The following is a 25,306-nucleotide window of genomic DNA, read 5'->3' as shown; positions in this document are numbered from 1 at the left end:
CATGAAAACTATTAATAAGCTAGTCTTGGCGTTTTTCCTGTTTGCTGTATCTTTAGCAAATGCCGCTCCACCACAACCAGCAATCCCGGGAGGAGGAGGAAATGGAGGAAATGGTACCGGGTCACCTGCCTCACCAATTGATATGTATGTATATGTACTTGGTATCGTAGCAATTGGATTTATTGTTTACTTTACAAAAAAGTACAAGAGCGTAAAAGCATAAAATTTTATTAAAATAATATTAAACTCTCTGATTAGTCAGGGAGTTTTTTTATTTTTACTATATGAAAAAAATTTATATGCTATCTGCAGTTTTAACTGCATTTGCTCTGCAGGCTCAATTTACTGTTACAATTCAGACTCCGGCAGATTTTAAAGATCAGGACGCTATTTTATATACATTAAACGGATCGAAAGATATTATTGTTACTAAAGAACAGAGTAAGAATAGTACGTGGACTTTTAAATATCCGGGCCATTATATGGGGATGATGAAAGTCTATTTCCCTGGCTCCAATAATACCGTAAGCTTTATTTCTGAAAATAAAAATGTCAACTTTAAACTGGATATTCAGAATAATAAAGTGAAGGATGTTATCTATCTGGATGAAGCCAATAATCTGATGAGTAAACAACAGGAGGGTTCACAAAAGAAAGAGCTTATTTTACCGGCTTTAGCACAGATTAAAGAATATTATAAAGATAATACCGACTTTGGAAAAGCGCTGAAAACAGAAATTGACAGACTTTCCGGTGCATCAAGCTCTATTGATGCAGCGCAACACCCGTTTATTGCTTATTACAATACGAATTACAGCAAGTTTCTTTCCAACTCTCCTGATGCCGTGAAAAAAGTAGATCAGGAAGAAATAATCAACTTTCTGGACAAATCAGGTGATATGCTTGAAAGCTCATCATTATTAAGACCTTTGTTGGTAGCTTATCTGAATTCAGGAGGGAATACAAACGTTACGGCGTCTGTTGATAAGTTATTGGATCGTTTAAAAGTAGAAACTCCAAGAGGGCAGACTGTATTGTCAGAATTGATTGATATTTTTGATGTCTATCAGATGGATGAATATAAGAGTAAATATCTGTCTCTTGCCAAAAACCTTAAGTGTACCATTAACGATAGACTTGCTTCTACGTTGAAATCGAACGCCAATATTGAAATGGGGGCTGTTTTCCCTAATTATAAGTTCCAGTCACCTGTTAATACCACTGCCAAATCATTACACGATATTAAAGCAGATAAAAAGGTCGTTGTCTTCTGGTCGTCCACATGTTCACACTGTGAAAGTGAACTTCCGAAACTTCTGGAAAAATACAATGACCTGAAATCAAAAAATATCCAGATTGTAGGACTGTCTTTGGATGTGGATAAGAATTCATATACCAAAAAAATCGCTGCATTTCCCTGGGTGAATGATTCAGAATTGAGAGGATGGAACAGCAGTTACACAGATTTGTATAATATTCATGCAACTCCGACGTATTTTATTTTGGATGCTAACAATAAGATAATCAGCAAACCAGATCATGTTGGAGATGTTTTAGAATATTTTAAGGTAAAATAATTTTGGAGGTAAAGAAATATTTTCTATATTTGCACCACCAAAACGGCGAGGTAGCTCAGTTGGTTAGAGCGCAGGATTCATAACCCTGAGGTCACGGGTTCAATTCCCGTCTTCGCTACAATAAACCGCAATCATTACACCAATGATTGCGGTTTTTACTTTTAAAAGAATTAATATTTTACTCTTTAATTCTTTCAACTAAATTTTATTTTTAATAATTTAGGTCTTCTGATGGAGTATTAAGGGAATAATTATACTTTTCAGCGTTAGTACTGAGATCATTTATTCGTCTGACGTTATTATCTCTTTTATATTCGCCTTTTTGCTGTCCTTTTTTGATGATCTTACTGTCAGTAATAGGAAATCCTTTGTTTCGCTGAATTATGGCTGTAATGGCCTGTATAAAAGGAAAAGTATATTGCGTTTCCGGAAAATAGAATCATAGAAGTGGCCATCTTAAAAATAAAGAATAAAAAAAACCGTCTTACGCATCTGTAAAACGGTTTTAATGTTTTTTAAAAGCTTATTAAACCTGATATCCGAGCAGCTTTCTGATCTGATAGAAGAATCTTTCAATCAGTCGCAGATCCTGTGTGACAATCTCTGCACTGCCTCTAAGCTCTTTATCGAATGTAAGTGTTTTATTGTAGCTTGTTTTTAACCCTTTTGGCAAAATCACATCTACATAGTAGTTTCCTTTATCATCAGGAATCAGGGAGATGTTCTGTACTTTTCCTTCGATGATACCGTACTCCTGAAATCTGTAGTTATCCAGTTTAATCAGAACTTTTTCACCCGGAGTTATTTTTCCTGAGTTTGTTGTAGGTACGGACATTCTGCCCACCAACTGCTCTTTATTTTTAGGAAGAATAGAAAGAATAGGTTCTCCTACCTTTACGAATTGATTCTCGCCAAAAAACTGCTGAAAACTGGCAACGCCGTCTGTGGATGAGATCACCAAATAGTTCAGCTCCCACTGTTTCAAAGATTTTCGCAGCTGTTCAAGAAGCTGCAGGGTTTGTGACGAGTAGGTAATTCTGTCTTTTTCTGTGTTAATGGCAGTTCCGCTTTTGGTTTTATTCAGGTTGGAGATCCCTTCATCCATTTGTGATATGGAAATTTTAATATTCTCAAGATTTTGCTGAGCCTGAAGATATTTGATTTTTTCGTTTTCAAGTTCCATAGCAGAGATAACACCCTGATTAAATAGTTCCTGAGATCTGTTGAAATTTTTCTTAGTCAGATCATACTTTATAGACTCCAGGTTTTTCTGCTGTTTTAACGTGGCAATTCTTACTTTATATTCTGAAATACTCTGATTGGCCGCCAGATTTTCGGGAGCGTATGGCTGTAATCTTGTAAAAAGGGCTTCGTCCTGGAATGCTTTTGCAAAACTGTTGTATTCACCCTGTAATTCCCCAAGCTTAAATCTTGAAGCCTGGACAATAGGGAAGGAGTATAATTGATCAGGGGTGATGGAGTCTACCAGCTTTTTAAGCTCTAAAATATCCTTATAGTTGGCTGCAGACTGCATCACCATCAGGACATCATTCTTTTTAACTTCCTGGTGGTCTTTTATGAATATTTTTTCAATTTTAGAGCTTGTTCGTGCTTCTATTTTCTCCGGAGGATTCTGAGAAGTCACAATAATAGGAGCCGGTACAAATTCCGGATATTTTATAATGTAGCTCATTAAGAGAATCAATAGCAGGATAATAAATATCACCGTATTTCCCCAGCGGATCATCCAATGCGGCGGCTGGGTAAGAATATCCTGTACGCTTTCTGAGCGGAGTTCAATATTGTCTAAAACGTCTTCTTTCATTGTTATGTAGTAAAATTTCCCCCAATATTTCAGGGGGAATATAATTTAAATAATTGGGCAGTTCCCGTCATACCATGATGGTGGCGAAGTATCTGCATCCGGCGGGCATTCAAAGTGCTTTATGCGGCATGGTACCCAGCTGCCTAGACACCAGGATCCACAGCAGTTGTTGTCCGGAATAATAACACCTCCGCTGACAAATGTCAAATCTTTTCTCGAAAGTTTTTTAAGATTTTTCATGATTACTATTAGTTTTTATTTTTCCTACTCTGTAAGCTTTTCGGATTCCGCTATATGGTGGCTTTATCTTGGTTAATTTCCTAATTCAAGCTGATTTCTTACCAATCTGTAATATTCTCCTCTTAAGTCTACCAGCTCAGCATGGCTTCCTTCTTCTACCACTCTTCCCTGATCCAGTACAATGATTTTGTCTGCATGTCTTACTGTGGAAAGTCTATGGGCAATCACCACTGCTGTTTTGCCTTTAAAGAACTGCTCAAGGTTTTCCATGATCACTTTTTCATTATTGGCATCCAGTGCAGAGGTAGCTTCATCAAATAAAATATATTCAGGAGCTTTATAAACAGCTCTTGCAATGAAAAGTCTCTGTTTCTGACCACCACTTACTCCAACGCCCTCATTTCCGATTTTGGTGTTATAGCTTAATGGAAGACTTTCAATAAAATCTTTGATATTGGCTATTTCTACAGCACGTCTCAGCTTTTGTTTATCTATATGATCTTCACCAACAGCAATATTGTTGGCAATGGTGTCATTGAATACATATCCTTCCTGCATGACAACACCGCAATGATCCCTCCAGTATCTTGGAGAAATATTTTTCATATTGGTATTTCCGATTCTGATTTCACCCTGATCAGGATCATAGAACTTCATCAGCAGTTTCAATAAAGTTGTCTTTCCACTTCCACTGGCCCCGACAATTGCTGTCGTTTGCTGATAAGGTATCGTAAGGCAGAGATTTTCAAAAACCGGAACATCGGAACCAATATATCTGAACGACATATCTTTGATTTCAATATCTTGTTTCGGAACATCGGTAACATATTGCTCATTCTTATCTTCTTCATCATCTTTATCGTGGATTTCTCCCAATCTTTCAAGAGAGATTTTAGCATCCTGTGTCTGCTTGATAAAGTCGATAAGCTGAAGAAGTGGGCTGTTCAGCTGTCCGATGATATACTGAACAGAAAGCATCATCCCCAAAGTAAGGTTCCCACTTAAAACAAGTTTAGCAGAAAGAAAACTCACCAGGATATCTTTCATCTGATTGATAAAATTACCTCCCACAGACTGCCATTGTTCTAAGGATAAAGATTTTATCCTGATTTTAAACAGTTTTACCTGAAGAAATTCCCAGTCCCATCGTTTTTGTTTTTCAGCATTATGCATTTTGATCTCCTGCATTCCGTTGATAAGCTCGATGACTTTACTTTGTTCCTGAGATACCTGAGAGAATCTCTTGTAATCAAGTTCTTTTCTTTTTTTCAGGAAGAAACTGATCCATCCGATATACAATACTGCTCCAACAAGATAAACAAGGAAAAGCCTGTAATCATAAAACAGTAAGACAATACTGAAAATGATAAGGTTGACCAGTGAGAATAATGTATTCAATGAAGAACTTGTAAGAAGCTGTTCAATTCTGTGATGGTCATTAATTCTCTGCATGATATCTCCTGTCATCCTGGTATCAAAGAAACTTATCGGAAGTTTCATCAATTTAATAAAGAAATCGGAGATGATCGAAATGTTAATTCTTGCTGAAAGGTGGAGAAGAATCCAGCTTCTTATGGTTTCAATTCCCATTCTTCCCAGGAATAACATAATCTGTGCAAGCAAAACTACATAGATAAAATTAATATCCTGGTTCTGGATCCCAACGTCTACAATACTTTGGGTAAGAAACGGAAATATAAGGGAAAGTAAACTTCCTCCTAAAAGTCCGATCGCAAGCTGTATAACAAGTGTTTTGTACTTTAGAAGATATTTGGAAAGGAATGTAAAACTTGCCTTACTTTCTTCTGCATCAAATTCTGTTTGAAAGAATGCAGGAGTAGTTTCAAGGATCAGGACAATTCCCTCTTCTGTATTTTCGTTGGCATTTTCTCCGATCCAGGACTTGATAAATTCTTCTCTGGTATAAGTGATCAGTCCATAGCTGGGATCTGAAATATATACCTTGTTATTTTTGTCAATTTTGTATACAACAACAAAATGATTTTTATTCCAGTGTGCCACACATGGGAAAGGAACTTCTTCTGTGAGGGTATTGAAATCGATCTGGACTCCCATTGACCGGAATCCCAGATTTTCTGCGGCATCACTCAGCCCAAGAAGGCTGCTTCCTTCACGGGTGGTTTCGGAGAGGTTACGAATCTGCTGCAGGGATATACTTTTACCATAATACTTACTTACGATCCTAAGACATGTAGGACCGCAGTCTTTGGTATCTGGCTGCTTATAAAAAGGAAACTTTTTTTTCAAAACTACTACTCATTATAAAATGCCGCCAAATTATGGCGACATTTTTGCTTTAATTCAATTATAATTCAATGAAATGGTAAACTGGAAATAGTCCCATTGATCACCGTTTTTCTACTCTTTTACATCTTTTCAGATGGTTATTTTGTTTTTCCTAAGATAGTGAAATTTTTAAATGAAGAAGATTTATTTGTTAAATCTCATCATCCTCGATTAATTCATCAATAAAGAAGGTGATATCTTCGCGATCATACTTATCCGGGAACTGATATCCGTTGATGATAAAGATTGGCGTAAAGCTTAATCCTGCATTACTGTTTTCTTTAGACATCTCTATCAGCGGATCCAGATTTTCTGAATTTACTTTTCCTCCGGAAAGTGCATTGATTTTGCCTTCATCCTTGGTTTCAAACCATTCTTCAACAGCGTGTAAAAACTCTTTTTCAGGTTTGTTATGATAAATATGAGTTAAATCTGAAATAAGCTGTGTATATTTTTCTGGAGCTCTGTCCGGGCTGTAATTGAATCTCATCTGCAATGAAATATCATCAGGGTATTTCTCCAAAAGTCCTTCCACCAACTTATGCGCATCTTTACAGAAACCACAGTACGGGTTGGAAACGATAGAAATGCGAAGCTTGGCATCCCTTTTTCCAACAGCAAAAGTTTCAGTATCCTGAAATTCTATTTTTGGATTTTGTTCCATCTGATTTTTGAAAAGCTCATAGTTTCTTTTGAATCTGAGATTTTTTGCATTCGATTTCTGCAGCGTTTCTTTTTGCTCAAGAAGAGTATTAAAATAAATAACTGCAGAAAATACAAGAGCCCACAGAATGACAGTCAATAAAAGAGTTCCCACACTGAATGACAGGTTCTCAAAAAATAAACTGCTTACTACAATCTGGCCTACAAGAATTGAAATGATCAAAAGACATACTCTGCAGAATGTTTTTTCTACAAATGCCTGAATGTACAGAGAGTACCCGATGGCAAGTACAGAAACGAATGTAAATCCTTTTACAATATAAGCTGTAGCTGGTAAGAACAGACCTAATACAGCGAGTCCTGTAAAATAAATCAGAGAAAAATCTGCAAATTTTAAACCCAGAATACTGGTTTTATCCTGTTTTATAATTTTATCACAGGAGTTGGCTGTCTGGCTTGCTGCCGCACCTCCGCCTCCGCATATACTTCCGATAACCGTAGAGGTGTTTCCGAATTTCTGGTTGAAAATTTCCAGAGAAATATAAACTCCTGCTAACGAAAGAAGATTGAATATAGCTTCATAGATGCTTTGGCTTATCAAAGAATAAGCAAGAACGGCAGCAAAAATAATATAAAGGACCGGCTTAAAATTGAATGTCAGTTTGCTTTCTGCATTTTCTGTTTTTTCAAACAATAATACAAAGTCCGTTGATTTATTATAAAGCTCCTCTTTACCGAAAGTTTTTGCTTTTTCCGAATATACTGAATAATTGCTTCCTGACTTTTTTACAAGAGAGAATGAATTCTCAACAATGGCAATAAATTCCTCCGGGAGTTCGTCCCAATATTCTTTGTCAAGTTCATAAGCGTCATTTTTTACACCCATAAAGTTGAGTGTGTCACTGAATGCCAGTGCAGATGGGTAATTGGGATGAGAGTTGAACTGGAAAATAAATTCCTGTTTATCTAGTTTTAGATGGTTGATTAGTTTGTCAAAAATCATATTAATATTTTTATCTAAAATACACAGATGTTTTAAATATACAAAAAAAAATCTCCTTTATTAGTGAGATATAAACGGATGTTGGTAGATTTTATTTGATCTTCAGTATTTTATTTCTTGAATCCGGATACGGAAAGCAGTTTCTGTAATATGCCTTTTGTGTTATTCTTTGAGTAATTGATGTTTTACTATTTTAAGCGGGATCATTTTAAGAAGGAAAGATCCATTTCCCACAGGCAGGTATTCTAAAGTTTTCATGGTTAAGCGTATATTAAATGTTGCCTGTGGGAAGTAAAAGGATCTTATTAGAAAAAGTATTTCGTGTTTTTACCTGAGACAAAGATGCATTCATAACTCTGGGAATGCAAGAAAAGCATGTCGGAATTGATCAATTTTGGATAATTTATTATCCGTTCCTGATAGGATTGCATTGGTGGAATGAATTAAGAAAATAAAGAAGTGTAACATTATGCCTTTACAAGAGTATATACGCAAGGTTCTTTGGTATTTCGATTGACTTTTATAGAAATGTAACAATTGACAATCTTTGCGGACTTTAATTCAACCTGGATTATTTAGCAATATGGCTGATGCTAAAAGAGCCTTTGGAGATCAAATGGTATAATGACAGTTATGTAGAAATTCCTATTTTGAGACAATAAACGGAATCGAAATAAAAATGAGTGGATTTTATATCAGGATATCCTGTGATTTTGAAGTTCAGATTTTTAGAAATATCATATAAAATACTGAAGATAACTCCAACTTTAAAACATAGGAAATAATGCTTAGAAGTAATGTTTTTTATGTAAACAAATGTTTTATTTTATGGTTATTTTATAACTCATATAGTGTTTTATGCCTGTTTTGTTTATTGAATGTCGATGTTTTGTGTAATTTGTAACAAACAGAAATGAACTCAAAAAAACTTAAAAAATCATAAAGTTTTCATAAAGTTTTAAAAAAGGATAGAAATGTTTTTGTATTTATAAAATATGTCGTACTTTTACATCGCCTTGAATGAGGGAACAAGTCAAGGTAATAAATTTTTTTTCATCATTTGTGTTTTTAGAATCGTATCGCCTGATACGATTCTTTTTTTATGTTTTCTCATAGTTCAAGAGAAGATCAATAAAGTAAGAATAGGTAACAGAACCTTCCTGCTGATTACTTTTCAGAAACAGGTTGTTAGTAAATCCAAAGAATTCGTCAAGCCATCCCTGATGCTGAAAAATAAAACTTTTTTCATAAGCACGGTCTCTTTTCATAGCCGGGGAATATTGGTGAAGAATATTCTTTACAAACCCAGGATCCTCTTCCACAATATATCTTAAAAGACTTTTTAAAGTGAAAAATTCAGTACTGTATCTCAACTCAGGATTACCAGAGTGAATGCCTATTAAGTACCCTACAAAATTAGCTTCCTGCTCTCTGGCAAAGCCAAGCTGATGTGAACTTTCGTGGGCTGTGGTGAATGGGATTAAAGTATGAGGCAGCTCAGCATTGTACTGGGCTTCAGCTGTAAAAGGATTATAATAACCTAGAATTCCAGTAAAGCTCATTACATTTTTGAATAAACTAGGCTTGATGTCCAGTATCTCCGGAGCTTTTTTATCGGAAATATAAGAAGGCAGCTTTGTCTGCTGATTCAGGATTTCCTTTTGAATAGATGTAAGGTTAGTGATTATAAATACTCCGTTGCTGTCCTCCTGTACATACTGTCGTGTTGCCTTACATTTTTCAAGGTAAACAAGAGCCAGTTTTTTTGCTTTTCCTATATCCGGCTCATCCTGGCTGGAAAGTTTTTTAATAATCGGGATCTGGAAATACAGCATTCCCCAAAAGATCTGATAAATAAAATAAAAGACATTCATGACGATAAGAATTTTTATCATCGAATCATTCCTTTGCTGCTTTTTGAATAAAGTGATGAAACAGTATAAAAGAAAAGCTCCCAGCACAATATAGATCAAATCCCCGACAGAAAATGGAACCCAGCTGAACAGCACCTGATGAAGCTCTTTCTGAAATTCAAAAAAGCGTTCAAAAAAAGAAATCATTATTTTGGATTTTGAAAATCCATAAAACAAAAGAAATTGGGCAAGTAATACACCTGCCCAAAACCTCTTTTTCTTATATATATTTGTTGTTATATTAATGACCACTTCCTTTAGATATTTTATCAAGATCAATGCCCTGGGCTTTCAGAATCCCACTTACACGGATCGCATAGAATGCAAGATAAGCAAAACAAATAACCCCTACGATATAACTGAAATGAATATTGGTAATATCTGCAACATATCCCTGTATAACACTTACAATACCTCCTCCCATAATCATCATGATAAGGTATCCTGAACCCTGGTTAGTGTGTTTTCCAAGTCCGTTGATAGCCAATGCGAAGATACATGGCCATAGCGTAGAGCAAAAAAGACCTACACTGGTAAATGCATATACAGATACCATTCCTGTAGTGAACATCCCTATAAGTAGAGCTGTAATCCCTGCCAGAGAGAAGATCAGAAGCATTCTTGCCGGGTTTCCTTTGCTTAAAATATCACAGATAATCATTGCGATAATGATAAACCCATATACATAGAATGGAGAAAGATCATGATCGGCAATAGCGTTTACCAATAAAAATACACCGAATGCAAGATAAGGAGCTAAGAATCTTAGGATCTTTTTGGATCCTGCATTGACGTCAAATGCTTCTACAGCACCTGTCCAACGGCCAATCATTAATGATGCCCAGTATAAAGAGATATAAGGTGCTACCTCTTTCGTTTCAAATCCTAAGCTTTTTTCCATATACGCCGGAAGGTTACTGGCTGTGGAAACTTCTACCCCTACATACACAAAAATAGCGATCATTCCCATCACCAACTGAGGATACTGGAATGCTGACTTTCTATGTTCTCCCGGAGTTGCATCATCGGTGTCCTCAGTGTTTGTTGGAGTCACCGCAGGAAGAGAAGAGAATTTAAGCATTAAAGCTACCAGAGCAAAAGCTGCTCCTAATATCAGATAAGGTGTTTTTACGCTTTCTATACTTGCTTCCGTGTTGGCAGCACTTGCAGATCCAAAAATAGCAAATGCAACGATAAGCGGTCCAATAGTAGTTCCTAAGTTATTAATCCCTCCTGCCATTGTTAGCCTCTGAGATCCCGTTTCCGTAGGACCTACTTCAATAGCAAGCGGATTAGCAACAATCTGCTGAAGAGAGAATCCTAAACCTACAATAAATAATCCTGAGATCATTAAAGGGAAAGAATGCATATTGGCAGCCGGGTAGAACAATAAGGTTCCCAATGCGGAAATCAGAAGCCCCACAATAAGACCATTCTTATATCCGATTTTATTGATCAAATCCTGTTTAAGGCTCTTTGATACAAGCATATAAATTAAAGAACCTACAGTATACGCTACATAAAAGCATATCTGTACAAGCATACTTTCAGTTTGGGATAGATTGAAGGCTTTTTGAAAAACAGGGATCAGAATATCATTACTGGCTGCTACAAATCCCCAAAAGAAGAATACAGTAACCAACGGAATGAATTGGGCCCAATTGGTTTGTTTAGAATAATTTGACATATTTATTATAGATTTCACAAACAAATATAACTATTTCCTTTCAACGGAATACCTGATTAAGGTTTTTTTTATTGTCTCATAAGCCTCTGCTTTTGAGTCTTTTGGAGAATCTGCAGGCTCAATGATGCCATTGAAATATACCTTTACCCTTCCGGGAAAGCCTTTTGAGTTTTCAAAAGGGAACATTTCTTTAAGTCCCACAAAGGTATAAACAGCGATAGGAGAATGATGTTTTGAAGACAGTATAAATGCACCGTCCTTAAAATCATCCAGGATAATAGAAGTGTCGTCCGGTACACCGCCTTCAGGAAAAATGGCGATACTGTTGCCTTCTTCCATCTTCTCTGCGCATCTTCGGTAAACATCTGCACGGCTTTTTGCACTCGCTCTGTCTACCATTACACATATCCTTTTATATATAGTTCCGAAAATAGGAATCTTAACCAGTTCTTTTTTTCCTACAAAACAAATCGGATGATCAGGAAACAGAATACATACAAGCATAATATCCATAATAGACGTATGATTGGAGATAAAGACATAAGGGATATTCTTATCTTTTTCCTGTTCCGAAAGTTTAATCAGGTCATACCTGAAACCCATTCCGTAGAACATACCGAAACACCAGATTCTGACCAGTTTATAGCCGTATTTATAATGCTTTTTATTAAAGGATAAAATGTAAACCGGGATCCCAATAATGACTGTCAGAAAAAATGCCAACAGCAGCAGCCAGAATCTCCAGAGATAATTTAAAATTTTTGTCACAGCTTAACCGTTAAAAATTACTTTCTTTTTTATCGAATAATTCAGAATGGAAACCAGCAATATTGCTGCAATTTTACTGATCATTTCCGGGCTCAAGGTATAAAAAAATAAATTGATATTATCTTTAAATACGAAACTGTAAAATACCTGGAAAAAACCTAAGCTGAGTAATGTTGAAAAAAAAGATACCACCATAAAATAAGCAAATTCTTTTCTCTTCGAATGTTTTCCCCTTTCAAACACAAACCATATGCTCAGAAAATAATTGGTAATAATCCCGCAGCTCGTGGAAAAAATGTTGCTTAAAGGATAGTGTACTCCGTAGAAATTGGTTTCCTTTACAAAGAAGTGCGGAAGATAGGTGCTGAAAATTTTAAAGCTTCCTATTTCTACAATGGCACTCAGTCCTCCGGCAATGATGAAGAACAAAACCTGTTTCTGGCGTAAGAGTATTTCTTTCATTTAATAAGTATAAAACTAAACATCTTTGTACATATCAGACAGCCTGCCGGGCTGATTTATCTCTCATCATATAAACACCTTAGAAAATTTCTTCTGTTTATAACGGTTTTGAAATCCCGGCAGTTATATCGCTTTACAATATGAATATGCAAATTTATAACTATATGTTAAACACTGAAAAAAGTTGTTAAAATATTTTTTTTAATAAAAATTATTTCTAATTTTAATATTCAGAATGATGTAATAAAGACCTGATAATAAATTCATTTTCAACTCCTTGTGTTGATGGTTTTTTCTATCTTGTAGTGCACGGTTAAGAGCATATACTCCAACTTTTTTATGACCCAATTATTAATAATATTTGTATGAAACGTCAAAACAAATACAGAAAATTCCAGCTTCAACAGAAAAATATTGAGGCTCTTGAGAAAGAAAATTCCCGCTTCAAAAGAGTGTATTCAGAGTATGAAAATATGTCAAACGAATTGTGGAATCTTGAAAACTCCACTGGCGAGCCGGTGCCTGATGATTTTATCAATGCAATGGAATTACAGACTTCCTATCTTGAAGATGAAATAGAAGATTGGCTTTTACAATTCAACGAAAAAAACACACAAATCAAACATTAATGATTTTGGACAGCTTCCAGGTTGTTTTTAAATGCTAATTGAAGATAAATTCATAATTTAGCACCCTTAAATTAAAATCTAAAATATGGTTGCTATTGTAGATAGTGGTTCTACTAAAACGGATTGGGTAATTCTTGATGACTTTAAAAAAGTTTTTCTGAAAACAGAAACCATCGGTTTCAATCCGAATTTTATCAACAGAGAACTTATCGCTCCTGAAATACAGAAAAATAGCAATCTGATATCGGTTAAAAATTCAATTACCAAAGTCTTTTTTTATGGTTCCGGATGCGGAGTGAAAAAAAACTGCGAAACCATAGAAGAAGAACTGACAAAAGTTTTTGGAAAAGCAGAGATTATTGTGAAGGAAGATCTGATGGCTGCAGCCTATGCAGCATACAGTGGAAAACCTGCTATCGTGTGCATTCTCGGCACAGGATCTAATTCCTGTTTTTTTGACGGTGAAAATGTGAAGATAGAATTGCCTTCGCTGGGATTCCTGATCGGGGATGAAGGAAGCGGCAGTGCTATCGGAAAGCAGCTGGTGCGCAGATATTTTATGAAAAAACTGCCTGCGGATCTTCATAAAGAATTTGAAGCAGATTATCAGCTTACCGTAGAAGATGCATTGAAAAATATGTATCATACTCCAAGACCCAATGCATATCTGGCGAATTTTACCAAATTTGTAATCGAAAGAAAAGATCATCCTTATTTCAAAGATATGGTTTTTGAAGAAATGAAAAGTTTCTTTGAATACCAGGTTCTTCCTTATGAGGAGGCGCATGATGCCGAGATCAATTTTATTGGCTCTATCGCTTATTATTATGAAAATATACTACGTTCTGTAGCTGCAGAACTTAATTTAAATGTGGGACATGTTGTGCAGAAACCAATTGAAAGCTTAGTAGATTACCACATTAAATATATACTTTAACAAAAAACAAAATTTTATGTCAAGTAACAACAATCGTGACGAAAAGAACTTTAGCCAGGCAGCGCTAGATTATCATAAAGCAGAACCCAAAGGAAAAATTGAAGTTATCCCATCAAAGCCACACTCTTCCCAAAGAGATTTATCATTGGCTTACTCTCCGGGAGTAGCGGTTCCTTGTATGGAAATTCATGATAAGCCGGAAACTGTATATGATTATACAGGAAAAGGAAACCTGGTAGCAGTAATTTCTAACGGTACTGCCGTACTTGGACTCGGAGATATCGGTGCTGAGGCTTCAAAACCGGTAATGGAAGGGAAAGGATTATTATTCAAGATCTTTGCAGATATCAACGTTTTTGATATTGAGATCGATGAAAAAGATCCGGATAAATTTATTGAAATCGTAAAAGGAATTGCTCCTACTTTTGGAGGAATCAATCTTGAAGATATTAAAGCTCCTGAAGCTTTTTATATAGAACAAAGACTGAAAGAGGAGTTGAATATTCCTTTGATGCACGATGACCAGCACGGAACAGCCATTATCTCCGCAGCTGCATTGATCAACTCTCTGCAGATTGCCAATAAAGATATTGATAAAGTAAAAATGGTGGTGAACGGAGCTGGTGCTGCAGCTATTGCATGTACCAAGCTTTATATTTCATTAGGACTGAAAAAAGAAAACGTCCTGATGTGTGACAGTAAAGGCGTAATCAATCATAAAAGAGAAAACCTTACTCCTGAAAAATTAGATTTCATCGCTCAGACAGATATCGAAACATTAGAAGATGCTGTAAAAGGATCTGATGTTTTTGTAGGATTGTCAAAAGGAAACGTAATGACTCCTGAGATGTTACAGAGCATGAATGAAAACCCTATCGTATTTGCTCTTGCCAACCCTGATCCTGAAATTGCTTATGACCTTGCGCTGGAAACCCGTAAAGATGTGATCATGGCAACGGGAAGAAGTGATTATCCTAATCAGGTAAACAACGTATTGGGATTCCCTTATATCTTCCGTGGAGCATTGGATGTACAGGCTACAGGAATTAATGAAGCCATGAAACTGGCTGCCGTACACGCTATTGCTGATCTTGCGAAAGAACCGGTGCCGGAAGCTGTAATTTTGGCATACAATGTTCAGAACCTTCAGTTTGGAAGAGAATACTTCATTCCAAAACCATTTGATAACAGACTGATCACAAAAGTATCAAGCGCTGTGGCAAAAGCAGCTATTGAAAGTGGTGTTGCCAGAAAAACCATAACGGATTTTGATGAATATGAGCACCAGCTTTTAGACCGAATGGGCAGAGATGAAAGATTGGTAAGAATGATGCAGAGCCGTGCAAAATCCAATCCGAAAAGAATTACCCTTGGAAATGCTGAAGAATATAATGTATTGAAAGCTGCCCAGATTCTTTATGAAGAAGGAATTGCTTACCCAAGCCTTTTAGGAGATAAAAAATACATCAAGGAGCAGATGGAGCGTTACGGAATTACTCTGGATGTTCCTATCATTGATCCAAGTGATGACGATCAGAAAGAAAACAGAAAAAAATACAGAGAAACCCTTTGGAAACTTCGTCAGAGAAAAGGAATGAACGAGTACAAAGCGAAAAGATACGTACGCCAGAGAGATTATTTCGGACCTTTGATGCTGAAACATGGTGATACAGACGGACTTATCGTAGGATTCTCTAAGAACTATACTTCCGTTTTACGTCCTGTTTTAGAAGTGATCGAAAAAGATAAAGGAGTAGATAAAGTAGCGGCCATGATGATGATCTTGTCTGAAAAGAAACCTATTTTCTTCGCAGATACCTCTATCAACCAAAACCCTACAGCAGAAGATCTTGTGAATATTGCTAAAATGGCTGAATTTACAGTAAAATCTTTTGCGATTGAACCAAGAATTGCAATGCTTGGATTTGAAAACTTTGCTGCGATTTCTGAAACTTCCAAGAAAGTAGCAAAAGCAGTAGGAATCCTTCATGAAAAATATCCGAAAATGGTTGTGGATGGTGAAATTCAGCCGGACTTTGCAATGAATGCAGACCACCTGAGCGATTATCCATTCTCAAAATTAGGAACTACACCTGCCAACACATTCATCTTCCCGAATCTGGAAAGTGCAAACCTTTCCTATAAAATTCTGAGAGGAATGAAAGTAGCACAGGTAATCGGACCTATCCTAATGGGATTAAAACAGCCGGTACACGTGCTTCAGATGCGTTCAAGCGTTGATGAGATCGTAAATCTTGCTACCATTGCTGTTCTTGATGCTCAGAGAAGAGAGAAGAAATAATACAGAACAGATGGCATCACTGGAAAGCAATAATCCATCTTTCTTATTTCAAAATTGACACTTTAAACCGTGTACAGATAGTAAAAAGACTCCATATTTTGGAGTCTTTTGTTTTTCTGTTAATTCCTTGAATTCTTATTTAAAATTTAAGTTAAAAATCATTCGTACATCAAATGAAAACATTAATTAGTTTAAATTGCTATATTTGGGAGTTTTAAAAATTAATAATGATATTTTCTTTACAAGGCACTGTTCAAGAACTTACGCCTACTTACGCTGTCATCAATGTTCAAGGAGTTGGTTACTACGTGGGAATCAGTCTGATGACCTCACAGACGCTGGTTTTGAATCAGCAGACCTTTTTATTTATTCAGCAGATCATTCGTGAAGATGCTCATCTTCTCTTTGGATTTAACACACGTTCAGAAAAAGAAATGTTCAATCTGTTAATAAGCGTTAATGGAGTAGGAGCTGTTTCAGCATTGATTCTGTTGTCAACATTGAGCCTTGACGAGATTGCTTCGGCGATACTTTCCGGAAACAGTGCATTGATCCAAAAAGCAAAAGGAATTGGTGCAAAAACTGCCGAAAGAATTATCGTGGATCTTAAAGATAAAGTACAGAAATACAGCGATCCAAACGCGAACATTTCTGTGATGGTGGATAATAAAATTAAGGAAGAATCGTTATCTGCATTAGAAGTTTTAGGCATTCCTAAACGAACAAGCGAGAAGATTGCGGATAAAATTATCAAACAAAATCCAAACATCTCGGTAGAAGAATTGGTTAAACAAATCTTAAAAAACATTTAACATTTGGTGGCGAATATTAAGCATCTTAACATATTTTTGTTCCTGTCGTTCCTGTGTATGTCTGTAAGTGCCTTTGGGCAAGCACAGAAAGATACAGCGATCATAAGAAAACAATATGAAGTGGCCGACCCTACGAGGTATGAAGCCTATTACGACATAAAAACCGGGATGTACTATGTATATCCAAAAATCGGAAATACCATTACAGGTCCTCCTACAGCCATGTCTCCGGAAGAGTATAAAGAATATATGCTTGCCAGCCAGACAAAAGCCTATTACAAGGAGAAATCCGATAAATATAATCTTCTCTTCAGAAGAGACAGATCTGATGCCAGAAAGAAGGGGCTTATTCCTTCATTACAGATCAACAACAAGCTTTTTGAAACCATTTTCGGTGGTAATAAAATTGAAATCATCCCTTCAGGATACGCATCCCTGGACTTTGCAGGACTTTACCAGAAAATAGATAACCCAATGATCCTGCCTCAGAACAGGACCAGTTTTACCTTTGATATCGATCAGAGAATTCAGTTGGGATTATTGGGAAAAGTAGGGGAAAACTTACAGTTAAAGGCCAATTATGATACCCAGAGTGGTTTTGCTTTTGAAAACAGAATGAATCTTGTATGGCAGGCAAAAGGAAGCTGGAAAGATCTTCAGAGTAAAGGTCTTGGGAATGTAGATAAACCGAATGAAGGAGGAGAAGATAAAATCATCAAAAGAGTTGAATTTGGTAACGTAAACATGCCGCTTTCAACCAGCCTTATCCGTGGTTCACAATCGCTGTTCGGGGTGAAAACAGAATTCCAGTTAGGAAAAACATTTGGAACAGTAGTTCTTTCCCAGCAGCAGGGTGAAGCCCGTAATATTGTAGTACAGGGTGGTGGTGTGATGAACAATTTTAAAGTCAATGCCATTGACTACGAAGAAAACCAGCACTTCTTTATAGGACATTATTTCCTGAACAAATATGATGATGCCTTACTTAATTATCCGCAGATCAACTCAACCATCAACATTACCAGAATGGAAGTCTGGGTATTGGATCAGAGTAACAGTAATCTGGCATATCAGAAAAGTATTATCGGGATCAGGGATCTGGGAGAAGGTCCTGGAGGAGTTACGCTGCCGGATAACTCGTTGAACGGATTGTATGATGAAGTATCACAAGTAGCCGGAACAAGAGAAGCTGGGAAAAATTACAATGCTCTTTTTCAGGGGCATGTCTTCCCGGGAACATCTACTCCCTACAATAACGGAGAAGAATTTGTTCTTGCTACAAAAGCGAGAAAGCTGAATGCTAACGAATTTATCTACCAGCCACAGCTGGGATATATTTCATTAAACCAAAAATTGAATGACCAGCAGCTTTTAGCCGTTTCGTACTCTTATACTGTTAATGGAAGTAATAAAGTATACAAAGTAGGGGAATTTTCTGAAGAAAGCCCTGTGCTGATCACCAAGGTATTGAGAGTAAATAACAAGGTGAACACTCAATCTCCGATGTGGGATCTGATGATGAAGAATATCTATTCTATTGATGCGGGACAGGTATCTCCGGATGGCTTTATCCTTAACGTATATTACAGAGATCCAAAAACAGGAGGTAAAGTAAACTATCTTCCAGATACTCCTGTAAAAGATCAGAATTTACTGAAGTTATTTAACTGGGACCGTCTTAATATGAATGGAGATATCCAGAACAATAAAGATGGAAGTAAAGGAGACGGTATTTTCGACTTTGTGAATGGGATTACCATCAGACCGGAAACAGGAAGAGTCATCTTTACCAAAGTGCAGCCTTTCGGTAAATTTCTGGAAGCAAAATTAGGAACAAGTGATCCTCAATATATATTTCAGGATCTTTATACCAAACAAAAACAAGAAGCTTCCCAGAGTAACCTTACACAAAGGTATACCATGGAAGGGCGTTACAAAGGTGTTCAGGGACAAGGTATTTCTTTAGGAGCTGTAAACGTTCCTCAGGGATCAGTAAAAGTGGCAGCAAACGGAGTACAGCTTACGGAAGGCGTAGACTATACAGTAGATTATATGCTGGGTACGGTTACGATCATCAATGAAAATGTAAAACAGTCCGGACAGGCCATCAATATTTCACTGGAAAATCAGTTGACATTTAATACCCAACGAAAAAGATTCTTAGGATTAAATTTAGAAAGAAGATTTAGTGAAAACTTTATCTTGGGAGGAACGGTGATCAATTACTCAGAATCTCCATTGACTCAGAAAGTAAACTTCGGGCAGGAAGCGGTAAACAATACCATGGCAGGGATCAACCTGATGTACAACAATCAGGCCCCTTATTTGACAAGATTTGCCAATAAACTTCCGATGGTAAAAACTGAAGCTCCATCCAACTTAAACTTTAAGATGGAAGCAGCTTACTTATTACCTGGATTGAATAAAGGAACAAATAATCAGTCTTATATTGACGATTTTGAACAAACAACCTCTAAAATATCATTAAAAGAGCCTGCAGCATGGAGTTTAGCTTCAAAACCGGAAAAAAATAAATTACCGCCATTTAACACAGTGCCTGGCAATGATGATCTAACAAGCGGATATGGAAGAGGATTATTAACATGGTATAACATCGACCCTAGATTCTGGGGAGTTGGAGGGAAAGCACCTGCAGGAATTACACCGCAGTCTGTATCCAATCATGCCTCCAGAAGAGTACAATATTCGGAGATCTACAACAACCGAGATTTCGTAGCAGGAGAACAAACCTTTACGAATACTTTTGATATCTCTTATTTTCCGAAAGAAAAAGGACCGTACAACGTAAATCCAGTAACAGAACAGGCACAAAGCAGATGGGCAGGGATTATGAGATCCATCAGTGTTCCGAACTTTATTACTTCAAACATTGAGTATGTTGAATTCTGGATGATGGACCCTTACGCAGATGGTAAAACGCTGGGTACTGATCCAAAACTTTTACTTCACTTAGGAAACGTTTCAGAAGATGTATTGAAAGATGGAAAAATGCAGTATGAAAACGGACTGCCAACGCTAGGTACACCATCTTCTACGACGAATTCAAATTGGGGAGTGCAGCCAAAACAGCCGCCAATCTTATATGCATTCTCTACAGAAGGAGAGGATAGGAAAGTACAGGATGCCGGATATGATGGTCTTACCTCGGACCAGGAAGCCATGAGATTCGGAAATACGTTTGTAAATCCGGTAACCAATATTGCAGACCCTGCAGTAGATGACTTCGTATTCTATCTTTCGGATAAATTTACAGGAAGTCAGGCAGCTTCAGTAGTGGAACGATACAAATATTTCAGAAATCCGGAAGGAAATTCAGAAGCAAACTCTCTTAACGTAGCTTCACAAACTCCGGATGTTGAAGATATCAATAAAGATTACAATCTGGATCAGACTGAAAACTATAACCAATATGTTATAAAGCTTGACCAGCCAAGTTTGTCACTGGGAACGAATAATATTGTAGATGTAAAAACAGTAAAAGCAACATTCCAGAACGGACAGAGTTCAGATGTTAAATGGTACCTGTTCAGAATTCCTGTAGCGAATTATGATCCAGCTGAAGGGACAGCAGAGCCATCTGTATTGAATAATGTAAGGTTTGCAAGATTGATGCTGGCAGGATTTGATCAGACCTCTACGCTGAGATTCGGAACAATGGATCTTGTAAGATCAGACTGGAGAAAATATACCAGTAAAATTGCCAGTGTAAATGTTCCAAATTCCGACGAAGGAACGGGAACTGTGACAGATCCTAATTTTGAAATAGGAAGTGTAAATATTGAAGAAAATGCATTAAACCAACCGCCATATGTATTGCCTCCGGGAATTGACAGACAGGTATTGAGTGGAAATGCAGGAGCTCAGAGACAGAATGAAGCGTCACTTTATATGAAAGTGAAAGACCTTAAAACTGAGGCAAGAGGTGTATTCAAAAATACGACGTTGGATATGAGAAGATACAAAAAGCTGAAACTGTTTGTACACGCTCACGATCCATTGAACAGAGTGATTGGATTGGATGAAAATACCAAATTCTTTATCCGTTTCGGAAGTGATGCTACTGATAACTATTATGAGTATGAATCATCTTTAAGAATGACTCCTACAACAGCAACAGCTCCTATGGAGATATGGCCAATGGAAAATGAAGTTGATTTTGATGTTCAGAACTTTGTAGATGCTAAAATCAGAAGAGACAAATCAGGGGTTGCCATTACGAATAGAACCGTTGACACAGGATATCAGGAACCTTATAAAAATATTTATATCAAAGGGAGACCAAGTTTAGGAAATATTACCACCATTATGATTGGGGTAAGAAATGCAGATCCAAGAACAAACTCTACCATAACAAGAGTTTTATGGGTAAACGAAATCCGTCTTTCTGAAATTGAGAATGATGGAGGATATGCAGGAAATGCCAGCTTAAACTTCAATATGGGAGATCTGGCAACAGTGAATGCCAATGCCTCTTATACATCGGTTGGTTTCGGAAATATCGATTCAAAACCTGCAGAAAGAACACAGTCTACTCAATCCGCATTCAGCATCAATACGGCGATCAATGTAGATAAATTCCTTCCGGAAAAAACTGGGGTGAAAATTCCTTTAAACTATTCTTACTCGCAGACTATTGAAGATCCAAAGTACAATCCTCTGGATACCGACGTAGAATTCAATAAGGCACCGAACAAAGAGCAATTGAAAAAAGTAGCGAGAACCTATACTCAACAGAGAAGTATAGGAGTCGTTAACATGCATAAGGAAAGAGTAAATCCAAATAAAAAGCCTAAGTTTTATGATATTGAAAACGTATCAGTAACTGCTGTTTATAACGATGACTACTTTAGAGATATCTATACCAAGAGAAACTACAGACAGTATCTGAGAGGGTATATAGATTATAATTACACCTTTAAACCGTGGGTACTGAAACCTTTCAACAAGATGATCAGTGATACGGCAAAATCTACGAAGTATCTGAGATGGGTAAAGGAGTTTAATATTAATCCAATTCCTACAAGAATCTCTTTCAGAACTGAAATCGACAGAAACTACAACGAGCTTGAGTTCAGAAATGTGGAAGCGATCCTTAATGGTGATATGAACAGTAATTTCGATGCCATCAGAAACAGAAACTTCTTCTTTGGATGGCAGTATGGATTAGGATTCAATTTTACAAAATCATTAAAACTGGAAATCAATTCCGCAACCAGAACATTAAATGACAATCTGGATGTAAATTCGATGAACAGCAAATCGATTTTCGGAAATATATTCAGAGCAGGAAGGCCGGTATTGTATAATCACAGAGCACAGTTAAACTATAAGCTACCATTCCAATATTTGCCTTATCTGGATTTCATTGATGCAGAAGTTGGATATGGATTTACCTATAACTGGGCGGCGAGGTCTACGTCATTACTTGGATTTACTGATCCTAATACAAATCAGACCGCAAGTTTAGGATCCGTTGGACAAAATACCAATGTGATTCAGGCAACAGCTTCTGCGGATCTTCCGAAGTTCTTTGGACAGTTTAACTATTTCAAAAATATTAATGCCAAACTTCAGAAACGCAGACAAGAGATGGACTCTCTGAATAATGTGTATGCGAAACAATGGGAGAAAAACAGATACAGATATAAAAAATATAAATTTAAGAATAAGCTTACGCCACTTCAAAGTGCTGCATTCTTCTTAACTTCTTTCAAACAGCTAAACGTAAGTTATAACGAAACGAATGGAACAGTACTTCCGGGATTAATATCAGCACCAAACTGGTATGGATACGGACAGACATTGGGAGGTCCGACACTGGGATTCCTTTTAGGATCACAGGCAGATATCAGAAGAACCGTAATGGAAAACGGATGGGTGAGTAATTCAAATTATATGACAGATCCGTATGTAAGAATGTCGACCAAAGAGCTGAGAGCAGACCTACAGGTGATGCCTATGAATGACCTGAGAGTAGATCTTAATGTGTTGCATACCTTCAACAGTAACTTCTCGCATACAGGATTTAACTATACCAATGGTGGGGTTCCTGATACGGATTTTACATTTGCCAGCGAAATGATAACGTATTCCAATACTACGTCGCTTCTCAGCACATCATTTAAAGATGGGCAGGCAGTTTACCAGGCGATCAGAGAAAATGCAAGAGCGCTTTCTCAACAATTGGGAGGTCCCGGGGCAGTACTGGATAATAACGGATTTGCAAAGCATTACAGCATTGGAAATGCCTATGTATTAATCCCAGCCTTTAGAGCAGCGATGGAAGGAAAATCTGTGTCACCTATGGGTAACCCTAAAAAAGCAGGATTCCCATTGCCAAATTGGAGAATTACGTATTCAGGATTAAAAAATATCCCGATCATCAGTGGGCAGTTCACAAAGTTCGATATCTTACATGCCTACACTGCTACGTATACAGCAACAGGTATTCAAAGCAATGTAGACTATCACGGCAACCCGAATGGATATTATCAGACAGTGGATGATGCCGGTAATGTGAAAAAAAATGATGGAGATAAGATTAACCCATATACATTCGCACAGGTGGGATATGTAGAATCTTTCTCACCGCTTATCGGAGTAGATGTTACCATGAGAAACAATATGCAGTTTGGGATACAGTATAACAGAACCAGAATGATGGTGCTGGGATTAGTCAACCAGACACTTACCGAAGATGCGAATACAGAATATGTTGTAAGACTGGGGTATATTGTCAGAAACTTCAGATTAGGAACAGCCAATATCAGAGGAAGAGGAACAAGAGGAAAAGGAAGTGATCTTAACATCAGAGGAGATATTTCATTAAGAGACAGTAAAACATCCATTATGAATATCCTGTTGAATGATGCTCAGGTTACCGGAGGACAAAGATTGATGAACATCAAACTTTCAGCAGATTACAATGTTTCCGAGAATCTGAATCTGAGAGTGTTCTACGAACAGATGACCTCAAAATATAAGATCTCCACAGCATTCCCGCTGTCTACGGTCAGAGCAGGTATTTCAGCCACATTTACATTCGGAGATTCCGGAGGTGGATTCTAAAAATAATACAAACATAAAAGTCCTTCAGTTTTGAGGGACTTTTTTTATATCCAATATTTGAAACTACTATATTTTTGAATACATTTGTACAAAATAAAAATTTAAAAATGAACACACCATCAGAATTAAAGTACACGAAAGATCACGAATGGATCAAGATCGAAGGTAACGTTGCTACAATCGGTATTACAGACTTCGCACAAGGAGAACTTGGAGATATCGTTTACGTTGATGTAGATACTGTAGATGATGATCTTAATGGAGGAGACGTTTTCGGAAGTGTAGAAGCAGTAAAAACTGTTTCAGACCTGTTCTTACCTATCTCAGGAAAGGTTATTGAATTTAATTCAGAATTAGAAGATCAGCCTGAACTGTTAAATACAGATCCTTATGGAGACGGATGGATCATCAAATTGGAAATTGCTGATGGAGCAGACCAGTCAGAATTACTTTCTGCAGATGATTACAAAGCGATCATTGGATAAGATTTCAAAAATATTTAGTAAGATACTGCCCATTTATTGGGCATTTCTTACTTATATGCTTCTCAAGCCGGGAGAAGAAAACCATGAATATTGGTTCATGTTCAGCGGTATCGACAAGGTTTTGCATGTAAGCATATTCGCAGCACTGGGTTTCTCTTTCATTGCTGCTTTTCCCAAAATAAAATTTTCATACTTTGTCCAGATCATCCTTCTTTATGCTTTCCTTACAGAAATCCTGCAGGAAGAAATGGGATTGGGAAGATCGATGGAAACTTTAGATATCGTAGCAGATACCATTGGATGCTTATTAGGATACTATACCTATAAGTTTTTAATCAAGCGATTCTTTTAACACGCCTTTCAATTCATCAGGATTTCAAATTCCTCTTTTATTCCCTCTTTACCATTACATTTAATTTCTTCCCTCTCAAACTCTCAAACTCTCGAACTTTATTAGGAGCTATTTCCTGCTATCCATTCATACTCCTCGCGCCCTCGCCCTCCAATGCTCTCACCATGAGCGAAGCCAAAGGGCCCCCACACCTAAAACCCACCACCCTCTGGCGCAAGCTGCGGGGTAACCATTGCTATCAGGGCTAGGGTAGGA

Annotated in this window: 16 protein-coding genes and 1 tRNA gene; 10 read left to right on the top strand and 7 right to left on the bottom strand. The window is 37.0% G+C overall.

The features are described from left to right. Position 1: 1 nt before the first annotated feature. From LIV57_RS16320 to LIV57_RS16310, 3 genes are all read left to right on the top strand, one after another. The gene (locus tag LIV57_RS16320) at positions 2-223 is read left to right on the top strand and encodes a signal peptidase (protein ID WP_110010702.1); all 222 of its coding nucleotides are present in this window, start codon (positions 2-4) and stop codon (positions 221-223) included. Positions 224-284: 61 nt separating this feature from the next. Further along, positions 285-1,577, top strand: coding sequence for a TlpA family protein disulfide reductase (locus tag LIV57_RS16315; protein ID WP_227943462.1), 1,293 nt, complete (start codon positions 285-287; stop codon positions 1,575-1,577). Positions 1,578-1,621: 44 nt separating this feature from the next. Then, positions 1,622-1,695, top strand: a tRNA-Met gene (locus tag LIV57_RS16310). Between the two features lie 408 nt (positions 1,696-2,103). Here LIV57_RS16310 and LIV57_RS16305 read toward each other — a convergent pair. The 7 genes from LIV57_RS16305 to LIV57_RS16275 form a co-directional block, all read right to left on the bottom strand. Next, positions 2,104-3,402 carry an HlyD family secretion protein gene (locus LIV57_RS16305; RefSeq protein ID WP_227943461.1) on the bottom strand — a complete coding sequence of 433 codons (1,299 nt, stop codon included), beginning with the start codon at positions 3,400-3,402 and terminating at the stop codon, positions 2,104-2,106. A gap of 312 nt (positions 3,403-3,714) precedes the next feature. Beyond that, positions 3,715-5,910, bottom strand: a complete 2,196-nt coding sequence (locus LIV57_RS16300) for a peptidase domain-containing ABC transporter (protein ID WP_227943460.1) — start codon at positions 5,908-5,910, stop codon at positions 3,715-3,717. 190 nt (positions 5,911-6,100) lie between these two features. Further along, positions 6,101-7,615 carry a thioredoxin domain-containing protein gene (locus LIV57_RS16295; RefSeq protein ID WP_227943459.1) on the bottom strand — a complete coding sequence of 505 codons (1,515 nt, stop codon included), beginning with the start codon at positions 7,613-7,615 and terminating at the stop codon, positions 6,101-6,103. A gap of 1,100 nt (positions 7,616-8,715) precedes the next feature. Further along, the gene (locus LIV57_RS16290; RefSeq protein ID WP_262908369.1) at positions 8,716-9,675 is read right to left on the bottom strand and encodes a DUF3810 domain-containing protein; all 960 of its coding nucleotides are present in this window, start codon (positions 9,673-9,675) and stop codon (positions 8,716-8,718) included. Positions 9,676-9,769: 94 nt separating this feature from the next. Next, complete coding sequence (locus tag LIV57_RS16285) at positions 9,770-11,215, bottom strand: MFS transporter (protein ID WP_227943458.1); 1,446 nt, start codon at positions 11,213-11,215, stop codon at positions 9,770-9,772. 30 nt (positions 11,216-11,245) lie between these two features. After that, positions 11,246-11,983, bottom strand: a complete 738-nt coding sequence (locus LIV57_RS16280) for a lysophospholipid acyltransferase family protein (RefSeq protein WP_227943457.1) — start codon at positions 11,981-11,983, stop codon at positions 11,246-11,248. Positions 11,984-11,986: 3 nt separating this feature from the next. Then, positions 11,987-12,445, bottom strand: coding sequence for a GtrA family protein (locus LIV57_RS16275; RefSeq protein ID WP_110010710.1), 459 nt, complete (start codon positions 12,443-12,445; stop codon positions 11,987-11,989). 365 nt (positions 12,446-12,810) lie between these two features. Here LIV57_RS16275 and LIV57_RS16270 point away from each other — a divergent pair, with 365 nt between their 5' ends. From LIV57_RS16270 to LIV57_RS16240, 7 genes are all read left to right on the top strand, one after another. After that, positions 12,811-13,074 carry a hypothetical protein gene (locus LIV57_RS16270; protein WP_227943456.1) on the top strand — a complete coding sequence of 88 codons (264 nt, stop codon included), beginning with the start codon at positions 12,811-12,813 and terminating at the stop codon, positions 13,072-13,074. 85 nt (positions 13,075-13,159) lie between these two features. After that, positions 13,160-14,011, top strand: a complete 852-nt coding sequence (locus LIV57_RS16265; protein WP_110010712.1) for a BadF/BadG/BcrA/BcrD ATPase family protein — start codon at positions 13,160-13,162, stop codon at positions 14,009-14,011. 16 nt (positions 14,012-14,027) lie between these two features. Then, positions 14,028-16,313, top strand: coding sequence for an NADP-dependent malic enzyme (locus LIV57_RS16260; protein ID WP_110010713.1), 2,286 nt, complete (start codon positions 14,028-14,030; stop codon positions 16,311-16,313). A 227-nt stretch (positions 16,314-16,540) separates the two neighbouring features. Beyond that, positions 16,541-17,125 (top strand): Holliday junction branch migration protein RuvA, encoded by a 585-nt coding sequence (ruvA, locus tag LIV57_RS16255; protein ID WP_110010714.1) that lies wholly within the window; start codon positions 16,541-16,543, stop codon positions 17,123-17,125. Between the two features lie 57 nt (positions 17,126-17,182). Beyond that, positions 17,183-24,214 (top strand): cell surface protein SprA, encoded by a 7,032-nt coding sequence (gene sprA, locus LIV57_RS16250; protein ID WP_227943532.1) that lies wholly within the window; start codon positions 17,183-17,185, stop codon positions 24,212-24,214. Positions 24,215-24,321: 107 nt separating this feature from the next. Further along, positions 24,322-24,699 (top strand): glycine cleavage system protein GcvH, encoded by a 378-nt coding sequence (gene gcvH, locus LIV57_RS16245; RefSeq protein WP_047098621.1) that lies wholly within the window; start codon positions 24,322-24,324, stop codon positions 24,697-24,699. After that, positions 24,674-25,051, top strand: a complete 378-nt coding sequence (locus LIV57_RS16240; protein WP_227943455.1) for a VanZ family protein — start codon at positions 24,674-24,676, stop codon at positions 25,049-25,051. Before gcvH ends, LIV57_RS16240 begins: the two co-directional genes overlap by 26 nt. Positions 25,052-25,306 lie beyond the last annotated feature (255 nt).

The sequence above is a fragment of the Chryseobacterium sp. X308 genome, assembly GCF_020733145.1.
Taxonomy (GTDB): domain Bacteria; phylum Bacteroidota; class Bacteroidia; order Flavobacteriales; family Weeksellaceae; genus Chryseobacterium; species Chryseobacterium cupriresistens.
Note: the sequence above shows the minus strand (reverse complement) of the source record. Positions and strands in the feature narration are given on the sequence as shown.

Excerpts from the sequence above, each read along its gene's own strand:
- LIV57_RS16320 (WP_110010702.1), top strand. The coding sequence starts at position 2 with ATGAAAACTATTAATAAGCTAGTCTTGGCGTTTTTCCTGTTTGCTGTA.
- LIV57_RS16315 (WP_227943462.1), top strand. The coding sequence starts at position 285 with ATGAAAAAAATTTATATGCTATCTGCAGTTTTAACTGCATTTGCTCTG.
- LIV57_RS16305 (WP_227943461.1), bottom strand. The coding sequence starts at position 3,402 with ATGAAAGAAGACGTTTTAGACAATATTGAACTCCGCTCAGAAAGCGTA.
- LIV57_RS16295 (WP_227943459.1), bottom strand. The coding sequence starts at position 7,615 with ATGATTTTTGACAAACTAATCAACCATCTAAAACTAGATAAACAGGAA.
- LIV57_RS16290 (WP_262908369.1), bottom strand. The coding sequence starts at position 9,675 with ATGATTTCTTTTTTTGAACGCTTTTTTGAATTTCAGAAAGAGCTTCAT.
- LIV57_RS16285 (WP_227943458.1), bottom strand. The coding sequence starts at position 11,215 with ATGTCAAATTATTCTAAACAAACCAATTGGGCCCAATTCATTCCGTTG.
- LIV57_RS16275 (WP_110010710.1), bottom strand. The coding sequence starts at position 12,445 with ATGAAAGAAATACTCTTACGCCAGAAACAGGTTTTGTTCTTCATCATT.
- LIV57_RS16270 (WP_227943456.1), top strand. The coding sequence starts at position 12,811 with ATGAAACGTCAAAACAAATACAGAAAATTCCAGCTTCAACAGAAAAAT.
- LIV57_RS16265 (WP_110010712.1), top strand. The coding sequence starts at position 13,160 with ATGGTTGCTATTGTAGATAGTGGTTCTACTAAAACGGATTGGGTAATT.
- LIV57_RS16260 (WP_110010713.1), top strand. The coding sequence starts at position 14,028 with ATGTCAAGTAACAACAATCGTGACGAAAAGAACTTTAGCCAGGCAGCG.
- ruvA (WP_110010714.1), top strand. The coding sequence starts at position 16,541 with ATGATATTTTCTTTACAAGGCACTGTTCAAGAACTTACGCCTACTTAC.
- sprA (WP_227943532.1), top strand. The coding sequence starts at position 17,183 with ATGTCTGTAAGTGCCTTTGGGCAAGCACAGAAAGATACAGCGATCATA.
- gcvH (WP_047098621.1), top strand. The coding sequence starts at position 24,322 with ATGAACACACCATCAGAATTAAAGTACACGAAAGATCACGAATGGATC.
- LIV57_RS16240 (WP_227943455.1), top strand. The coding sequence starts at position 24,674 with ATGATTACAAAGCGATCATTGGATAAGATTTCAAAAATATTTAGTAAG.